This window comes from Brevibacillus sp. WF146, assembly GCF_001673705.2.
Lineage (GTDB): Bacteria > Bacillota > Bacilli > Brevibacillales > Brevibacillaceae > Brevibacillus > Brevibacillus thermoruber.
This window is the reverse complement of record NZ_CP109943.1, coordinates 1,572,236-1,587,143: the sequence shown is the minus strand read 5'-3', so window position 1 is coordinate 1,587,143 and position 14,908 is coordinate 1,572,236. Positions and strand designations below refer to the sequence as shown.

General features: G+C 56.6%; 14 protein-coding genes and 11 tRNA genes. 2 read left to right on the top strand and 23 right to left on the bottom strand.

Annotated elements, in window-relative coordinates; translation table 11 throughout:
* Positions 1-169: 169 nt before the first annotated feature.
* Positions 170-628, top strand: a complete 459-nt coding sequence (locus tag A6764_RS07785) for a DinB family protein (protein WP_065066912.1) — start codon at positions 170-172, stop codon at positions 626-628.
* 81 nt (positions 629-709) lie between these two features.
* On the opposite strand, the gene A6764_RS07780 is transcribed toward A6764_RS07785, so the two are convergent.
* The 13 genes from A6764_RS07780 to A6764_RS07720 all read right to left on the bottom strand — a co-directional run bounded on the left by A6764_RS07780 (position 710) and on the right by A6764_RS07720 (position 3,879).
* Positions 710-794 (bottom strand) — tRNA-Leu (locus A6764_RS07780).
* Between the two features lie 40 nt (positions 795-834).
* A tRNA-His gene (locus A6764_RS07775) sits at positions 835-910 on the bottom strand.
* Between the two features lie 10 nt (positions 911-920).
* Positions 921-997, bottom strand: a tRNA-Met gene (locus A6764_RS07770).
* 9 nt (positions 998-1,006) lie between these two features.
* Positions 1,007-1,080: transfer RNA gene (locus tag A6764_RS07765), tRNA-Gly, on the bottom strand.
* A gap of 69 nt (positions 1,081-1,149) precedes the next feature.
* A tRNA-Pro gene (locus A6764_RS07760) sits at positions 1,150-1,226 on the bottom strand.
* Positions 1,227-1,273: 47 nt separating this feature from the next.
* A tRNA-Arg gene (locus A6764_RS07755) sits at positions 1,274-1,350 on the bottom strand.
* 22 nt (positions 1,351-1,372) lie between these two features.
* Positions 1,373-1,448 (bottom strand) — tRNA-Gly (locus tag A6764_RS07750).
* 54 nt (positions 1,449-1,502) lie between these two features.
* Positions 1,503-1,589: transfer RNA gene (locus A6764_RS07745), tRNA-Leu, on the bottom strand.
* Between the two features lie 22 nt (positions 1,590-1,611).
* A tRNA-Val gene (locus tag A6764_RS07740) sits at positions 1,612-1,687 on the bottom strand.
* An 88-nt stretch (positions 1,688-1,775) separates the two neighbouring features.
* Positions 1,776-1,852, bottom strand: a tRNA-Glu gene (locus A6764_RS07735).
* A gap of 10 nt (positions 1,853-1,862) precedes the next feature.
* Positions 1,863-1,955, bottom strand: a tRNA-Ser gene (locus A6764_RS07730).
* A gap of 243 nt (positions 1,956-2,198) precedes the next feature.
* Positions 2,199-3,008 carry a hydroxyethylthiazole kinase gene (gene thiM, locus A6764_RS07725; RefSeq protein WP_065066884.1) on the bottom strand — a complete coding sequence of 270 codons (810 nt, stop codon included), beginning with the start codon at positions 3,006-3,008 and terminating at the stop codon, positions 2,199-2,201.
* A 208-nt stretch (positions 3,009-3,216) separates the two neighbouring features.
* A complete protein-coding gene (locus tag A6764_RS07720) occupies positions 3,217-3,879 on the bottom strand; it encodes a YitT family protein (RefSeq protein WP_081656562.1) in 663 nt (220 codons plus the stop codon).
* A gap of 526 nt (positions 3,880-4,405) precedes the next feature.
* Between A6764_RS07720 and A6764_RS07715 the strand changes: the two genes are divergently transcribed.
* Complete coding sequence (locus A6764_RS07715) at positions 4,406-5,545, top strand: N-acetylmuramoyl-L-alanine amidase family protein (RefSeq protein WP_065066885.1); 1,140 nt, start codon at positions 4,406-4,408, stop codon at positions 5,543-5,545.
* A 160-nt stretch (positions 5,546-5,705) separates the two neighbouring features.
* On the opposite strand, the gene A6764_RS07710 is transcribed toward A6764_RS07715, so the two are convergent.
* The 10 genes from A6764_RS07710 to A6764_RS07670 all read right to left on the bottom strand — a co-directional run bounded on the left by A6764_RS07710 (position 5,706) and on the right by A6764_RS07670 (position 14,878).
* The gene (locus tag A6764_RS07710; RefSeq protein ID WP_083989773.1) at positions 5,706-6,746 is read right to left on the bottom strand and encodes a tetratricopeptide repeat protein; all 1,041 of its coding nucleotides are present in this window, start codon (positions 6,744-6,746) and stop codon (positions 5,706-5,708) included.
* A complete protein-coding gene (locus A6764_RS22365) occupies positions 6,713-6,895 on the bottom strand; it encodes a helix-turn-helix domain-containing protein (RefSeq protein ID WP_083989774.1) in 183 nt (60 codons plus the stop codon). Before A6764_RS22365 ends, A6764_RS07710 begins: the two co-directional genes overlap by 34 nt.
* Positions 6,896-7,143: 248 nt before the next feature.
* Complete coding sequence (gene pobA / locus A6764_RS07705; protein ID WP_065066887.1) at positions 7,144-8,328, bottom strand: 4-hydroxybenzoate 3-monooxygenase; 1,185 nt, start codon at positions 8,326-8,328, stop codon at positions 7,144-7,146.
* A 14-nt stretch (positions 8,329-8,342) separates the two neighbouring features.
* Positions 8,343-9,053 (bottom strand): ABC transporter ATP-binding protein, encoded by a 711-nt coding sequence (locus tag A6764_RS07700; protein WP_065066888.1) that lies wholly within the window; start codon positions 9,051-9,053, stop codon positions 8,343-8,345.
* Entirely contained in the window at positions 9,040-9,801 is a 762-nt protein-coding gene (locus tag A6764_RS07695; RefSeq protein ID WP_065066889.1) for an ABC transporter ATP-binding protein, read from the bottom strand. Before A6764_RS07695 ends, A6764_RS07700 begins: the two co-directional genes overlap by 14 nt.
* Positions 9,782-10,783, bottom strand: a complete 1,002-nt coding sequence (locus tag A6764_RS07690; protein WP_065066890.1) for a branched-chain amino acid ABC transporter permease — start codon at positions 10,781-10,783, stop codon at positions 9,782-9,784. Before A6764_RS07690 ends, A6764_RS07695 begins: the two co-directional genes overlap by 20 nt.
* Positions 10,780-11,649, bottom strand: coding sequence for a branched-chain amino acid ABC transporter permease (locus A6764_RS07685; protein ID WP_029099870.1), 870 nt, complete (start codon positions 11,647-11,649; stop codon positions 10,780-10,782). Before A6764_RS07685 ends, A6764_RS07690 begins: the two co-directional genes overlap by 4 nt.
* A gap of 62 nt (positions 11,650-11,711) precedes the next feature.
* Complete coding sequence (locus A6764_RS07680) at positions 11,712-12,929, bottom strand: ABC transporter substrate-binding protein (RefSeq protein WP_065066891.1); 1,218 nt, start codon at positions 12,927-12,929, stop codon at positions 11,712-11,714.
* Between the two features lie 91 nt (positions 12,930-13,020).
* Positions 13,021-13,533 carry a 3-phenylpropionate/cinnamic acid dioxygenase subunit beta gene (locus A6764_RS07675; protein WP_231558629.1) on the bottom strand — a complete coding sequence of 171 codons (513 nt, stop codon included), beginning with the start codon at positions 13,531-13,533 and terminating at the stop codon, positions 13,021-13,023.
* Positions 13,511-14,878: an aromatic ring-hydroxylating oxygenase subunit alpha gene (locus A6764_RS07670; RefSeq protein WP_065066892.1), complete on the bottom strand. Its 1,368-nt coding sequence runs from the start codon at positions 14,876-14,878 to the stop codon at positions 13,511-13,513. The genes A6764_RS07675 and A6764_RS07670 overlap by 23 nt, the downstream gene beginning before the upstream one ends.
* Positions 14,879-14,908 lie beyond the last annotated feature (30 nt).

The following is a 14,908-nucleotide window of genomic DNA, read 5'->3' as shown; positions in this document are numbered from 1 at the left end:
CGCCTCTGCACCCTACGCCATGCGGGCGTGCCGACCGGATACAGGGTTGGCACGCCCGCTTTCTTTGCGTTCTCCGCTCCCAATCCGTTTTTGCCGCCCCGACAGGAAACGGCGAAACCGCCGCGAATTGAATCATCATAAAATTTCGAAAGTGAAGGGACGCCTGACCATGGAAAAGCGGCATGACGTTTTGTTCACGCAACTGCTCGATTACCGGCAAGCGACACTCGATTCCGTCTTACACCTCACGGAGGAACAGGCGGATGTCATTCCCGCCGGTTTTTCCAACAACATTCGCTGGCATCTGGGCCATATCTACCTTGATCAGTATCTGTGGATCATCCATTTGACCAAGGAAGAGATCCCTCTGCCCGAGGGCTTTCGCGAGTGGTTCAACTACGGCACGAAACCGGCGGACTGGCGTGCGACTCCGCCTTCGCTGGATACGCTGCGGCAGCTTCTGCAGGAACAGCCGCGCTCCATCCGGGAGACGTACGGCCACCGGCTGGAAGAAGAGTTTCCCGCCACGGAGTCGGGCATGCACACGATCGCCCAGGTTTTGGTGCGAACCATTTTTCACGAGGGGCTGCATTTCGCGGCGATCAACGACATCAAGCGCTTTATCTAGTACAGCAGCCGACTCAAATCAAAAAGCCCGGCGCCTGCAGCGATTTGCTGCACTCACCGGGCTGTGCTTGCTGATAATAGATGGTGCGGTCGGCGAGACTCGAACTCGCACGGGTCGCCCCGCCACCCCCTCAAGATGGTGTGTCTGCCAATTCCACCACGACCGCATGTGTCTGGGTTGGGGACTTCCCTTGGTGAACATGAAAATGGGGCGATCGATGGGAATCGAACCCACGAATGCCGGAGCCACAATCCGGTGCGTTAACCACTTCGCCACGATCGCCATGAACATATGGTAGCGGTGGAGGGGCTTGAACCCCCGACCTTTCGGGTATGAACCGAACGCTCTAGCCAGCTGAGCTACACCGCCAGAAATATATGGAGCGGGTGATGGGAATCGAACCCACGCGACCAGCTTGGAAGGCTGGGGTTCTACCATTGAACTACACCCGCACGCAATAATCGGTCAGCGCAGAAGATCGAATGCCGCTCTGCGCCGCCCGTCGCTGATGAGAAAAAGAATGGTCGGGAAGACAGGATTTGAACCTGCGACCTCTTGGTCCCGAACCAAGCGCTCTACCAAGCTGAGCCACTTCCCGACGTGGAGGTGAGACGCGGGCTGCGCCAACTTCCCACCTCTTGCGTATGGCGTGCCCTGAGAGATTCGAACTCCCGACCTTTTGATTCGTAGTCAAACGCTCTATCCAGCTGAGCTAAGGGCACAAAACATGTAAGGGTGTTGAACTGGAGCGGACGACGGGGCTCGAACCCGCGGCCTTCGCCTTGGCAAGGCGACGCTCTACCAGCTGAGCTACGTCCGCACGTGATGCAACCGCTCGAAAAAAGCGTATTTCCTGAAGCTTGAACATTGGGTATGGTGCGGTCGAGAGGACTTGAACCTCCACGGTGTTGCCACCACTAGAACCTGAATCTAGCGCGTCTGCCAATTCCGCCACGACCGCATATATCGTTGTCCCATAAAGGTGGTGGAGGCTGACGGGATCGAACCGCCGACCCTCTGCTTGTAAGGCAGATGCTCTCCCAGCTGAGCTAAGCCTCCGCTCCGTCCCGCAAAGTGAAACGGAGGCTTCTCAGCAGATCCGAGTGCTTTGCGGGGGCCCCCGGACAGGAGCCAGGGGCTTTTCCTATGGTGACCCGTAGGGGATTCGAACCCCTGAATGACAGCGTGAAAGGCTGCTGTGTTAAACCACTTCACCAACGGGCCAGGTGTTTGATGGCGGATGGAGTGGGATTTGAACCCACGAGACGAGTTATCCCCGTCTACACGATTTCCAATCGTGCTCCTTCGGCCTCTCGGACATCCATCCAGATCGTTTTTGCCGTTCTCTCATCGGCAAGAATTAATCTATCACATCTCCAAAGCTTTTTCAAGTGGTATTTTAAAATTTTTTTCTGGTTAAAAGAGAAGATGTTGGCCGTGCGCTTGTTTCATTGTACCGGTTCCGCTTTCGGAAGGCAACGAAAAGGCCCCTTGTTCACAAGGGGCCCTTGCGCGCAGCAGTGGGACGGCAGTCAGGCCGCCGCTCGGTCGATTCTCCTTTCGCCCCGGTTTACACGCGGTCGATCGCTCCGTACCTGTGGACATCGTCCGCGGTAATCCGCGCCAGTTGATTCAAAAACTCGATTTGAAAACGTCCCGGCCCCTCCGCTCCTCTCCCGGCAGCAGCCAGTTCCGCCGCCACGCCATAGCTGACGAGAGCGGACGCCCCCGCCAGCAGCACGTCTTTCTCCACCGCGGCAAACGCGCCCAGAACGGACGTGAGCAGACAACCCGTTCCCGTTACTTTGGTCAGGATGGGATGGCCGTTGCGGATGAGGTAGGTGGTGCGGCCGTCCGTGATGACATCCTCTTTCCCCGTGATTACGACGGTCGTGCCCAACAGCTTCGCCGCCGATTGCGCGAGCGAGACGGCATCGCCGCTCCCTTCGCCCGCATCGACGCCTTTGATCGTCCAGTTCTCGCCAATCACATGAGCGATTTCCGCAGCATTGCCGCGAATGACGGACACCCGGACCTCCCGCATGATCGTTTGGGCCGTTTTCGTCCGATACGGTGTCGCCCCCGCTCCCACCGGGTCGAAAATGACCGGCACGCCGTGCTGATTGGCCGACCGGCCCGCGATCAGCATGGCCTCCACCTCCGCCTCATTCAGCGTGCCGATGTTCAGCACCAGCGCGCCGGCGATCCTGGCCATGTCCGCCACCTCTTCCTTGGCGTACGCCATGACAGGCGAAGCGCCCAGGGCCAACAGGCCGTTGGCGGTAAAGTTGGTGACGACGACGTTGGTGATGTTGTGGACAAGGGGATTGGCCTCACGCACCTTCTCCAGCGTGTTCCCGATGTCTCGAAGCAATGTCATGAAAAGCGCCTCCTGATCCTTTGGTGGTTTGTCCCCTCATTATCTCACAAGATCGAGGCTGGAGACAGACAAGTACGTACACAAGCGGCCCTTTTGCCGCAAAAAAACCCCTCCCGGCAAACAGCCGTACGCGCTGTTTTTCCGGGAGGGGTTCGCGTTGGATGGACCGGCCGGCGATTCACTCATCCGGTCTGAAGCCGGTCCGGCATCAATGGTGTGGCAGGGTGAGCGAGCGCGGAATGCTTTCCGTTTCGGATTCGGCGCGATCGTGTGCCCGCCCGCCTGCGGCTGCGGTCCAGTTGATCACCCGGCTGGCAATCGCCACCGCCAGGATCGTGTAAAGCGTTTCGCGGAGCGGCAGGTACAACAGCGACAGGCTGAGGACCAGCGCGTCCAGCAGGAGAAAGACCGTCCCGATCGACAGACCGGTGTGACGGCTGAGCAGCACGGCCAGGATGTCGTCCCCGCCGGTGGCGCCGCCGTATCGCAGCACGATCCCCGCCCCCCATCCGGTCAGCAGGCCGGACAGCAGGGCGGCCAGCGGCATGAAGCCGCTCAGATCGATGTGCAGCGGCGAGAACCGCTCAAACAAATCGTAAAAGCCGGAAAAGGCGAAAGAAGCGATCATCGTGTTGGCCAGAAACTGGCGTCCCTTCACGTGAAAGGCGACGAGAAACAGCGGAATGTCGAGCGCCAGCGTCATGATCGCCGGCGACAGGTCAAACGCGTACTTGGCCAGCAGGGCCAACCCGACAAACCCGCCCTCCGACAAGTGGTTCTGAGCATTGATGTGGTAATACGCAAAAGCCAAAACAAACGCGCCGAACACAATCCAACACAATTGTCGAACGTACGCAACTGCTCTCCTCATCTGGGATTCCTCGCATCGTACACCGTTTTGGCGCGGGCGCCCTTCCGGCTACGGAGGAACTCCGGACGATTCGATCTCGTTTCATATCCACAATCTCGCTTTCGTAGCAGGTTGGGTCGCCCGAGAGACGATCAACGGCTACGTCGCTAGATGTAGGAGAGGTCATAACGTTTCCAGACGGTCTTGTACGGACCCATCGGTATCAAGATCCTTTCCTGTTTCATGGCTCTATTTTACCATATACAGGGTGTGCTGGCGAACGTGCGTACGGCGCAAAAGCCGGCGCTTCCCGGAAAAATCGCGCCTTTCCCGCGTTTGGGCCTGCCTGCTTCACTGATCCCGGCTCCTAGCTCCCTGTATCTTGCGTTTTCGCCGGTCTGTACGCACCTGTTTTCATGGCGGCTCCCCGCGGACGGTTTTTACGGCCAGGGGCGCAAATCAGGAAAAAATGCCCTACTGCAATCGGCAAATGCCTCCTATAATGATGTCCAACAACGATTGATACCGACATCCAGAGGAGACACGAATGAAACCACGACAGATCAAGACAATCATCACATTGGCCCTGCTGCTCGGCGCCGCCTCCCTCCCTGCGGAGCCGGCGCAGGCGGGCGGCATCCAAAACGCAAAGGTAGCGGCCACCTCGCTGAACGTCCGCAGCGAGCCGAGCATGGACGCACCGATTGTCGGCTCCCTGCCCTACGGCACCCTCGTATCCATTTCCCAGGAATCCTACGGGTGGGCCAAAATCAGCACCGGCCGGACCAGCGGCTGGGTGGCCGGCTATTATCTGAAAAAAGGGGACGAGCCCGGGACGAAGGGAACAGCCGGCAGCGTTCGTCCCGCCCAGCCGGCTTCCGTTTCCAAACGCGGCACGGTCCTGGCCGACGCCCTGCGCCTGCGCAAGGGACCGGGGGTGGAACACCCGATTCTGCAGGTGCTGCCCCAGGGAACCGCGCTGGAGATTACCGGCCAGCAGCAGGACTGGCTGCGCGTCCGGACACCGGCCGGGGCAACCGGTTGGGTGTTGGGGAGCTATGTCGGGACGGGGACCAACGCCCCCCGAACGGAACAGAACAGCAGCGCGCAGGCAATCGGCGCAAACGTGAACCGGACGCCGGGTTTGAAAGGTAAGGTCATCGTCATCGACCCCGGGCACGGCGGCATCGACGCCGGCGCCCTCGGGACAAAATACGGCACCCAGGAAAAGACGGTCAATCTCCAAACCGCCCGTTACGTGGCGGACAAGCTGCGCCAGCTCGGGGCCCGCGTGACCATGACCCGCACCGGGGACGGGGACAGCCCCGCTCTGTTCCAACGGGTGGCTCTGAGCGAAACCCTGGGAGCCGATGCGTTTATCAGCATCCACTACAATTCGTCGCCCAAACCGGCAAGCGGGACGTTGACGTTTTTCTACCAGGAAAAGAAAGATTTGCCCCTGGCTCAGGCGATTGAAGCCCGCCTCCGGGATCTGTACGGCATGAAGAGCAACGGCCTATCCTTTGGGGATTACCACGTCCTGCGGGAAAACGACCGGCCGGCCGTTCTGGTGGAACTGGGGTTTCTGACCAATCCGAGGGACGAGGCGATGATCCGGACGGCGGATTATCAGCAGCGGGCGGCGGAGGCGATCGTCGCGGGGTTGAAGGATTATTTTGGCGGATAAGGAGAAAGACACTTTTCGTACAGCTTGGGAGCGGTGAGGACCGTCCCCTTGATCGAAAGCGTTGTCTCCAGGTTACGGCAGCAGTCTCTCTTGGAATAGACACTGGCCCCCCTGATGGAAAGGTAGGGGGGCGTTTTTCCGGCTATGAAATGGGATTTTTTCAATGCCCGGGGTCATACACATTCATTACCACTTGCTTGGAATCAGACGTATCCATTGTTTTATAGGGAATATTTACGGCGAAAACCCTCATGGATGCGGTAATTTCTTCATAGGCCCTGATTTTACCATAAGAGCGGATGCTATTGAGATAGCTTGTCAACCCCTCGTCAAACTTGCCTGCTCTAAATTGATACGTCCCTTTATATTTATAGTACTCCCCTAGTGACGCATGTTTATATGGAGTGTTCACATGAAAAGGTAGAAATTGATCCTCTGCCTCAATAAGTTCAGTAATTGACTTGAAGTCGTCCATTTTTAAATAAATTTCTAACAATTCATTTATAACATGGATTCGCGCAGGTTTGCTTATTTCCTCCAGGCATTTTTTTAACATGGGAATCGCTTGATCATATTCGCCTTTTTTTGCTTTCACAATGGCACGAGTAAATTTGGCTGATTCCTCCACAAAATCATAACCAAACGATTCATAGTCGGGTAAGAGACTTTCTATGGGATCATAGTTGCCTGTCAACAGATACGAGTTTATCATTGCAAGAAATGCTCTAGCCGTTAGTTCGGTTTCAGCCGTTTCCAACGCAAGGCCCGCTTTACAGAACTCAATACATTGCTTGTATCGTTTGGTGTTATGGGCATGGAGCGCCATTCTAAAATAAAAGACAATCTGTTCTTCACGTGACAGAAAACCTGCATAATGAATAATCTCCTCACCAATTCTGAATGATTCTTCCAGGCGCTTCAAGTCAAGCCTTTCAATCAGATATTGTTGCAGCAACCCTTTTGCAATGTATGGAGGTACCCCTCGTTCTCTCGCGTATGTAACGATGAGGTTGTACAGAGACAGCCTGGCTTCGGTATTCGTTACAGCTCCTGTGAAGGTATACAGTCGTTCTAACGAGGTATAGGTATCCTCGCGCGTCGATTCGAGAAACTTTAACGCGACTTTTGAAGCCAACGGTATGTCAGAAAACTCAATCGCTTCCGAGATCAGCTCAAGCAATGCGTCCGGCCGCTGCTCCACGTCCAAATAGCATTCCTTTGTTCGTAAGGAATGTCCAGGATACTGGCTATGGCTTTGATCGTCTTCCATTCCGGGCGTTTTGTATCTCCGTTTTCAATCTTGGAGATAACTGCTTTATGAATGCCTGCCAGGTTTGCCAACTGTGTGATGGTTAGGTTCGCTAACTATAGCACACCACTTTATTTTTGTTAATATTTTTAATTTTATGCTATATTCATTACGGTGAACTTGTCTCAATGGTCTGCCAGGAGAAACTCCATTTCATTCGCAAAAGAAAAAGGCAGCCGTCCCCATCGAAAGGGGGTGTTGGCTGCCCTTCTACTCTTGCATCAAAATATTCTATTACTGGCCACGATGCCACCAAGAGAAGCACGGCGGCGCTCACTCGCCCCGCTTCCTACCACTCCATCGGCAATCCCACATAGTTCTCGGCCAGACTGGTCGCGGCGGCGCGCGAGGACGTCACATATTCCAGTTCGGCCAGTTGAAGTTGGCGCTCGAGCGGCGTGTGGTCATGGTGGCGATGCAGCATCGATGTCATGTACCAGGAGAAGCGCTCAGCCTTCCAGACCCGGCGCAGACATGTCTCCGAATACCTCTCCAGCCATTCGGTTTTGCCGGACTTGTAGAAGGCATCCAGAGCGCGGGCCAGAACCTGGACATCGGCAACGGCCAGATTCAGCCCCTTGGCGCCGGTCGGCGGGACGATGTGAGCAGCGTCGCCGGCGAGGAAAAGCCTGCCGTACTGCATCGGCTCGCAGACAAAACTGCGCATGGCGACAATGTTCTTCTGGATAATCGGCCCCTCGATCAGTGTCCAGCCATCCCGGGTGGAAAGCCGTTCGTGAAGTTCAAACCAGATCCTGTCATCGGACCAGTTGGCGATATCATCCTGCGGATCGACCTGAAGGTACATGCGCTGAATTTCCGGGGATCGCGTGCTGACCAGCGCAAAGCCGCGCTCGTGATTGGCGTAGATCAGTTCCGGGGATGACGGCGGCGCTTCGATCAGGATGCCGAGCCAGCCGAACGGATACCGTTTTTGGTATTCCTTGCGAACGCGGCCCGGGATCGAAGGACGGCTGGGCCCATGAAACCCGTCGCAGCCGGCAATAAAATCGCAGCGCAATTCCTGACATTCTCCATTCTTGTTTGTGCGAAAACGGATCTTCGGTGACGAGGTATCGAGATCGTGCAGGCTTACCTCCCCCACGTGAAACACGATCTCACCGCCCGCTTTCAGCCGGGCGTCGATCAAATCCTTGATCACCTCATGCTGGGCATAGACCGTGACACGTTTTCCCTCGGTAAGCTCGTGGACGTCGATCCGGTGGCCCCTGCCGTTGAAGCGCAGTTCGATCCCGTGGTGGAAATGCCCTTCCCGCATCATCCGCCCGCCGACCCCCGTCTCGTTCATCAGGTCCACGGTCCCTTGTTCCAGTACGCCCGCCCGGATCGTTCCCTCAATCTCTTCACGCGTCCGGCTCTCGATGATGATTGACTCAATGCCCCGCAGATGCAGAAGGTGCGAGAGCATCAGTCCCGCCGGACCGGCTCCGATGATTCCCACTTGTGTGCGCATCGTTACACCCTCCCCTACACGCCCAGATACTGATGCTGGATGTCCTGGTTGGCGAGCAGCTCTTGCGGCGAGCCCTGCCACACCACTTGCCCTTTGTTCATCACCAGCACCTCGTCAGCCACGCTGCATGCCAAATAGAGGTTTTGTTCCACCAACAGGATGGAAAGCCCGGTTTTCTTCAATCTGTCGATGATCTCCCCCACCTGCTCGATGATGACCGGCGCCAAGCCTTCCGACGGTTCGTCCATGAGGAGAAACCGGGGATTCGTCATTAACGCCCGGCCGATCGCCAGCATCTGCTGCTGGCCGCCCGACAGTTGGGTGCCCCTATTGTGTTCCCGTTCCTTGAGGATTGGAAACAAGTCGTACACCGCCTCCAAGTCCCAGCGCTTCCGTCCCGCCTCCGTGTCGCCGCTGTCTCTGGCGGACACCGTCAGGTTTTCCCGTATGGTGAGCGACGGGAAGATACGTCTGCCCTGCGGAACCAACCCGATGCCGAGGCGGGCGATGTGATGAGGCGGTAAACCGGAAATCGGTTTGTCCCTGTACGCAATCGTCCCCTGCCTGGGAGGCGTCAACCCGGCGATGGAATGAATCGTCGTCGTTTTTCCGGCTCCGTTTCTGCCGAGCAGGGCGACGCACGTTCCTGTGGGCACTTCAAAGGAGAGCCCCTGCAGAATATGGCTGTTTCCGTAGTAGGTATGAACCCGGTCAAGCTTCAGCATACAGCGGCGCACCTCCCCCGAAGTAGATCTCTTTCACCCGCTCGTCTCCGCGGATCTCCTCCGGGGCGCCGCTCAGAAATACTTCACCGTGATGCAGCACCGTGATCCGGTCCGCGATGGAAAAGACCACATCCATGTCGTGTTCAATCACCAAGAGGGTAATGGAACGCGGCATGCTTTGCATCAGCCTGGTGGTTTGAGCGGTTTCCGCCGGCGACATGCCCGACGTCGGTTCGTCCAGAAGCAGCAGGCGCGGTTTGGAGGCGAGGGCGAGCAGCAGTTCCAGGAGCCGCTGTTCCCCGTACGAAAGCTGGTTCACGACGCAGGCCCGCCGTTCCCACAGGGCCCACTGCTCCAGCAGTTGTTCCGCTTCCTCCAGCAAGTCCGTATATTTATAGAAGGGTTTAAAAAAATGGAAACGGTACGGCTTGCATGCGGCAATTGCCAGATGCAGGTTTTCTTCGACGGTCAAGTTGTCGAACAGATTGTTTTTCTGAAACGTTCTCGCCATCCCGACGCGTACGGCCGTATAGGGAGGAAGGCCGCTGATTTGCCTGCCGTTTACCGTGACAACCCCTTCATCGATTGGCAGCGTGCCCGTCATGCAGTGAAACAGCGTCGTTTTTCCGGCGCCATTGGGCCCGATCAGCACATGCCGCTCCCCGGCCTGTACGTCCAGCGAAACATTCTTCAATACCTGCAAGCCGTTAAACGATTTGTGCACCCGTTCAACCTTTAAGAGACTCAAAGCCGCTTCCCTCCTTCGGCAGCACACTCTTTTCTCGGCCGGTACGCCGCTTCGATTGGAGATGGCTCCACACAAGCGATGTGAGGTGAATCACCCCACCTCGCCCGTACAGGACCAGGCAGACAAACAGCAGCCCCATGATGATCGGCCAGCGTTCCGTGTACGAGCTGATGTAGTTTTGCAGGATGACAAAAAAGCCGGCGCCGATGGCCGGTCCGAGTAACGTACCGACGCCGCCGACGATCACCATGATCAGGGCCTGACCGGAGAACATCCAATGCAGAAGGTCGGGCGAAATGTACTGGTTGAAGTAGGCGTAAAGAGCTCCCGCAAATCCGGCCATCATGCCGGACAGCGAATAGACGGTCAGCTTGTACAGGTGCGTGTTGTATCCGAGCGCCGTCATGCGCGATTCGTTTTCCTTTATCCCTCTCACGCCCTTCCCCAGCGGGGACGACAGAAACACGCGAAGCAGATAGTAACACGCCAAAAAGGCAGCGGCGGCTACATAATAAAATGCCAACCGGCTCTCGATGGCCCCGAAGCCCAGGTTAAAGCTCTCGGATACCGCCTTGCCGTCCGCTCCCCCGGTTACGCCCTCCATTTTGTAGGCGATCGCGTACAGCATTTGGCCGAACGCCAACGTGATCATTAAGAAATAGGCGCCTGACGAGCGGATAAACATGAGACCGGACAGAAACGCGACGATTCCCGCTGTCACCACCGCCGCGATGAGCAGCAGCCAGGTATTGTCCACATGCTCGCCGATCAACGCCACGGTATAGGCACCGATTCCAAAAAAAGCCGCGTGACCGAGGGACACAAGCCCCGCAAAGCCGATGATCAGCCCCAGACTCATCACAAACATGGCGATAATCAGCACTTCGCTTGTCAATTTCAACCCATACGAGGTGAGGATCAGGGGCAGAAGCATCGTAGCAGCGACAAAGGCGACGTGTAACGCAACCGTCTCTTTTTTCAAGCTGCCGCCCCCCTTCCAAACAGACCGTTCGGCTTCATCAGCAGCACCGCGATCATGATCAGGAACACCATCGCCATCGTGAACGACGGGAACCAGACGCGCCCCAGCGTATCGACCACACCGATGACGATCGCTCCGATGAAGGCCCCTTTCCACGTCCCGAGTCCGCCCACCACAACGATGACGAGGGAGGAGACCAGTATTTCCGCGTCAATGCCCACATACATCCCCATGATCGGCCCGCCCAACACACCGCTTAATCCGGCCAGCGCCGCCCCCACGGCAAACATGCAGGTAAACACGACGTTGATGTTGATGCCCAGCGCGGAAAGCATCTCCCGGTCGTCAACGCCTGCCCGTATAATCGCGCCGATACGCGTTTTGCTTTCGATATACCACAGCAGCACGGCAAGCAGACAGCCGACCAGAATGACAAAGATCCGGTAGGCGGGGAACATCATCCCGCCGACATTCAGCGAAACATCCAGCGCTTCTGGAACCGGCAGTGTCAAAGGGCTTGACCCCCAAATCCACTCCACCAGATCGGCAAAGATAAAGGACAGCCCGAAGGTCAGCAGCACCTGCTCCAACTCCCTGCCGTACACCCGTTCCAGGAGCCATTTTTCCACCAGAACGCCCAGGATGGCGACGACCGCTACGGACACAAGCAAGGACGGCCAAAATCCCATGTGACGCGCAACCAGCGAATACGCGATGTACACCCCCGCCAGGTAAAAGGCGCCATGCGCCAGGTTCACAACATTCATCAGGCCGAATATGATCGACAACCCCGCCGCGATCATAAACAGCAGCATCCCGTAGGCCAACCCGTTCAAGATATGCATCAACAGTGATGATGTCACCATCGTCCCCTCCTTTCCCCTCTCCGGCACATGGGGGCATGCCCTCCCCCGTTTGCGCATGCCGCTTACTTCGATGCAGCCGGAGGAGTTTCCGGAATTTTCAGTCCTTTAGCCGCTATTCCCATGATTTCCTGTTCGATCTTCCCGTCTTTCCACACGTTTTTCGCCACATACATATCCAGCGCCAAATTGTGCGTGTTCGGATCCATCGCCAGCTCGCCGCGCGGACTGCTGAAGGTGATGGTTTTCAACACCTTGATCAATTCCTCCGACTTCGTACTGCCTGCCGTTTCGATCGCCTTGGCGATCACCTGCGCGGCATCATAGCCTTGAACGTTGAAGTAGTTGGGGGTTTCCTTGTATTTCTTCGTAAATTCCTCGACAAACGCTTTGTTGGTCGGATTGTCCAGCGAGGCGGTATACATCGTGGCCCCAATGATTCCTTCCGCCGCTTTTCCCGCCGGATCGGTAACCAGCGGATCCAAAAACTCCTGCGTGCCGGTCAGCGGAATCCTGCCTTTCAGTCCAAACTGCCCGTACTGCTGGACGAAGCGGATGGCGTCCGTACCGGACAAGAACGAAAAGACGAGATCCGGTTTCGTCTCCAGGATTTCCGTCAGGTACGTGGCGTAATCGTTGGTCCCCAGCTTGGGCCACGCTTCCTTGATTACCTGGCCGCCCGCCTTCGTGAACGCCTCTTTGAACGCTTGGATCGTTTCGTGGCCGGCCGGGTAGTCAGGCGCCAGAACGTATGCCCGTTTCCCGACATGCTGGGCGATGTATGCAGCGCCAGGCGTGCCGTCCTGCCAGTTGGAAATCGAGACGCGGTAAATATAATCGCTTTTCTTGTCCCACGAGATGTCGTTTGCCGCCGCGTTCGCGTCGATCAGCACGATTTTGTCCTTTTCGATCACGTCGCGCAGCGCGTACACGACGGAAGAGGAAATCGGGCCGACCAGCAGATCAACCTTCTCGCTGTCGACAAGCTGCCGGTATTTGCGCAGGGCGACCTGGGGATTGGCCTCGTCATCCTCATACTTGATCGTCACAGGCCGATTTCCGATTTGATTGCCATGCAGTTCGAAATACAGCTCCATCCCTTCCTTGATGCTTTCCGACAGCGGCGCAAAATTCCCCGAGAAGGAAAGAATTGCGCCGATTTTGACAGGTTCTCCCTCACCGCCTGATGCGGTTTGGCTGCCGCACGCGCTCAGAAGCAGCAGCAGCGTCAGCAAGGCGGAGATCCATGCACCGCTCTTTCGTGTGTTCCCTTTTCCCATCATCGAATGGCCCCCTTTTCTCTCGATTTCGGTCGGACGCGGCGATACCCTTGTAAACGCTGTCAACTCTTTCGATACGATTCTCTGCCCGTGCTCACAAAAACATGCTGAGATTCTTTACCCCCAATACGGCTTGGTCGGGATAAATCGTCCGCGCGGCGATTTTCCATTGACCATCTACGTTTCGCAGCACGTCCACCCGCTCACCGAAGATCTCTTCCGCCTCGATCTCGCCGGCTCTGCTCCGTTTGCATAAAAAACAGCTTCTGACCGTCAGCGCATCGTTGGGAAAACCCGATTCCACCAGGATGTTGGAAACAAAATGACGGGTCCTTGGAGGAGGGTCTTCCGCCCACGCCGATGTGGTTCCCAGCCTGTTTACCCGGGTAGTCAAGGAGGTTTTGCTCTCTTCAAAAAACGTCATGTCCTCCACAATCGTGGAACCGTCTTTCCGTTCGCGGGTTGCCCGCAGGGGCATTCGATACACGATGTCATCCGCCAGCAAATCCAGCCATTCGGCAAATCGCCTGCTGTCCAACAAGAACGCCTCATAATGGAGAAAGTTGGTGATGTGAAACTGCAGTTCAGGATTCACAGCCGTTTTCACCTGCGCTTTCCTCCTCTTTGGACATGAGTTCCAGCCAGTACTCATGGGTCGCTCGATGAATCGCGTCCAGATAACACGTGGGATAGGCAACGCCCGGGCCGGGGAATGTTTCATCAGGCAGTACCCGTTCCAGGCCCATCAGATAATTGAGCAGATTGTTGTAGCTCAAATCCTTGCTGCGGGCCATATGCCCTTTGCTTGCGTGGACGATCCTGGCCCATATTTCCGTGTCATCCTGCTCCAGTGTGCCGGACGGGCCAAACGATCCCACATACCCTTTGTACGCGGCCTCCTTGTACGCTTCGGAAGCGGCTTTGTCGATCAAAAACCAGGACCAGATTTCGATTTTTTCCGGTCCCAGCGGACGCCACAGCCGAACGTTCAGGTAATTGTGCAGATGTCCTTCGCTTCCGTGCACGGGACTGTTAAACGACAGATTGGGATAGATGGAGCCGACGAACACGGTCGTTTTCGCGAATACTTTCAATTGATCCGCGTTTAGATTTCGTTCAAACATCGGCCACATCTCCTGCGGCAAGCCCTGATAAGGAGGCCGCTGCGGTTTGCCGGGAGCGGCAGCGGTAATCACGTTAATCCCGTGCCCGTTTTGCAGCACAACCTGATGTCCGTACCCGGCATACAGCGGGTCTTGCGGACTGATCCCCAGCTCCACCGTCGATCTGTGCGTCGTTTGCACGTGATAGGGGTCACCGGCGAAGTTTTCCAGGCCTACCTTCCAGTTGGCGTGCACCACCCAGCGCTGCGGAAGTCCTCTCACTTCCATGCCGCCATCGCTTCGTCCCAGGATGATGTCCATGTACCATTTCATATCGCCCAGATAATCGTCCAGCGGCATGGCGGCGGGGTCCAGGTTTCCAAAAATCATGCCCTGATACCTCTCCACTCGTGGAATGGGCCGAAGCCCCCACTCGTCCTTTTTCATTTCCTCGCCGTACACCTTGTCGCCGGCCACCACACCGATCAGGTCGCCGTCCAGGTTGAACGTCCAGCCGTGATACGGACACGTAAACGCTTTCTTTTTTCCGAAATCGGCGGTACACAACAGCGTCCCCCGATGCGGGCAGGAATTCAGGAACGCCTTTATCTCCCCGCTGTTTGTTCTGACCAGCAATACAGGGTCATCCACCATCCATCGGGTCACATAGCTTCCGGGTTCGGGCAATTCCGATTCATGCGCCAAAAACTGCCACGTGCGGGCGAATATCCTCTCCAATTCCAGTTCATAGATGTGCGGATCGGTAAAGATCCATTGAGGCAGCAATCCCTGCTCCATCTTTTCCCGAAGCCCCTGAAAGATGCGGTTGTCAACAGAATGTTTCAGCATGATCCACGCCTCCTTTCCATACTGCTCCCC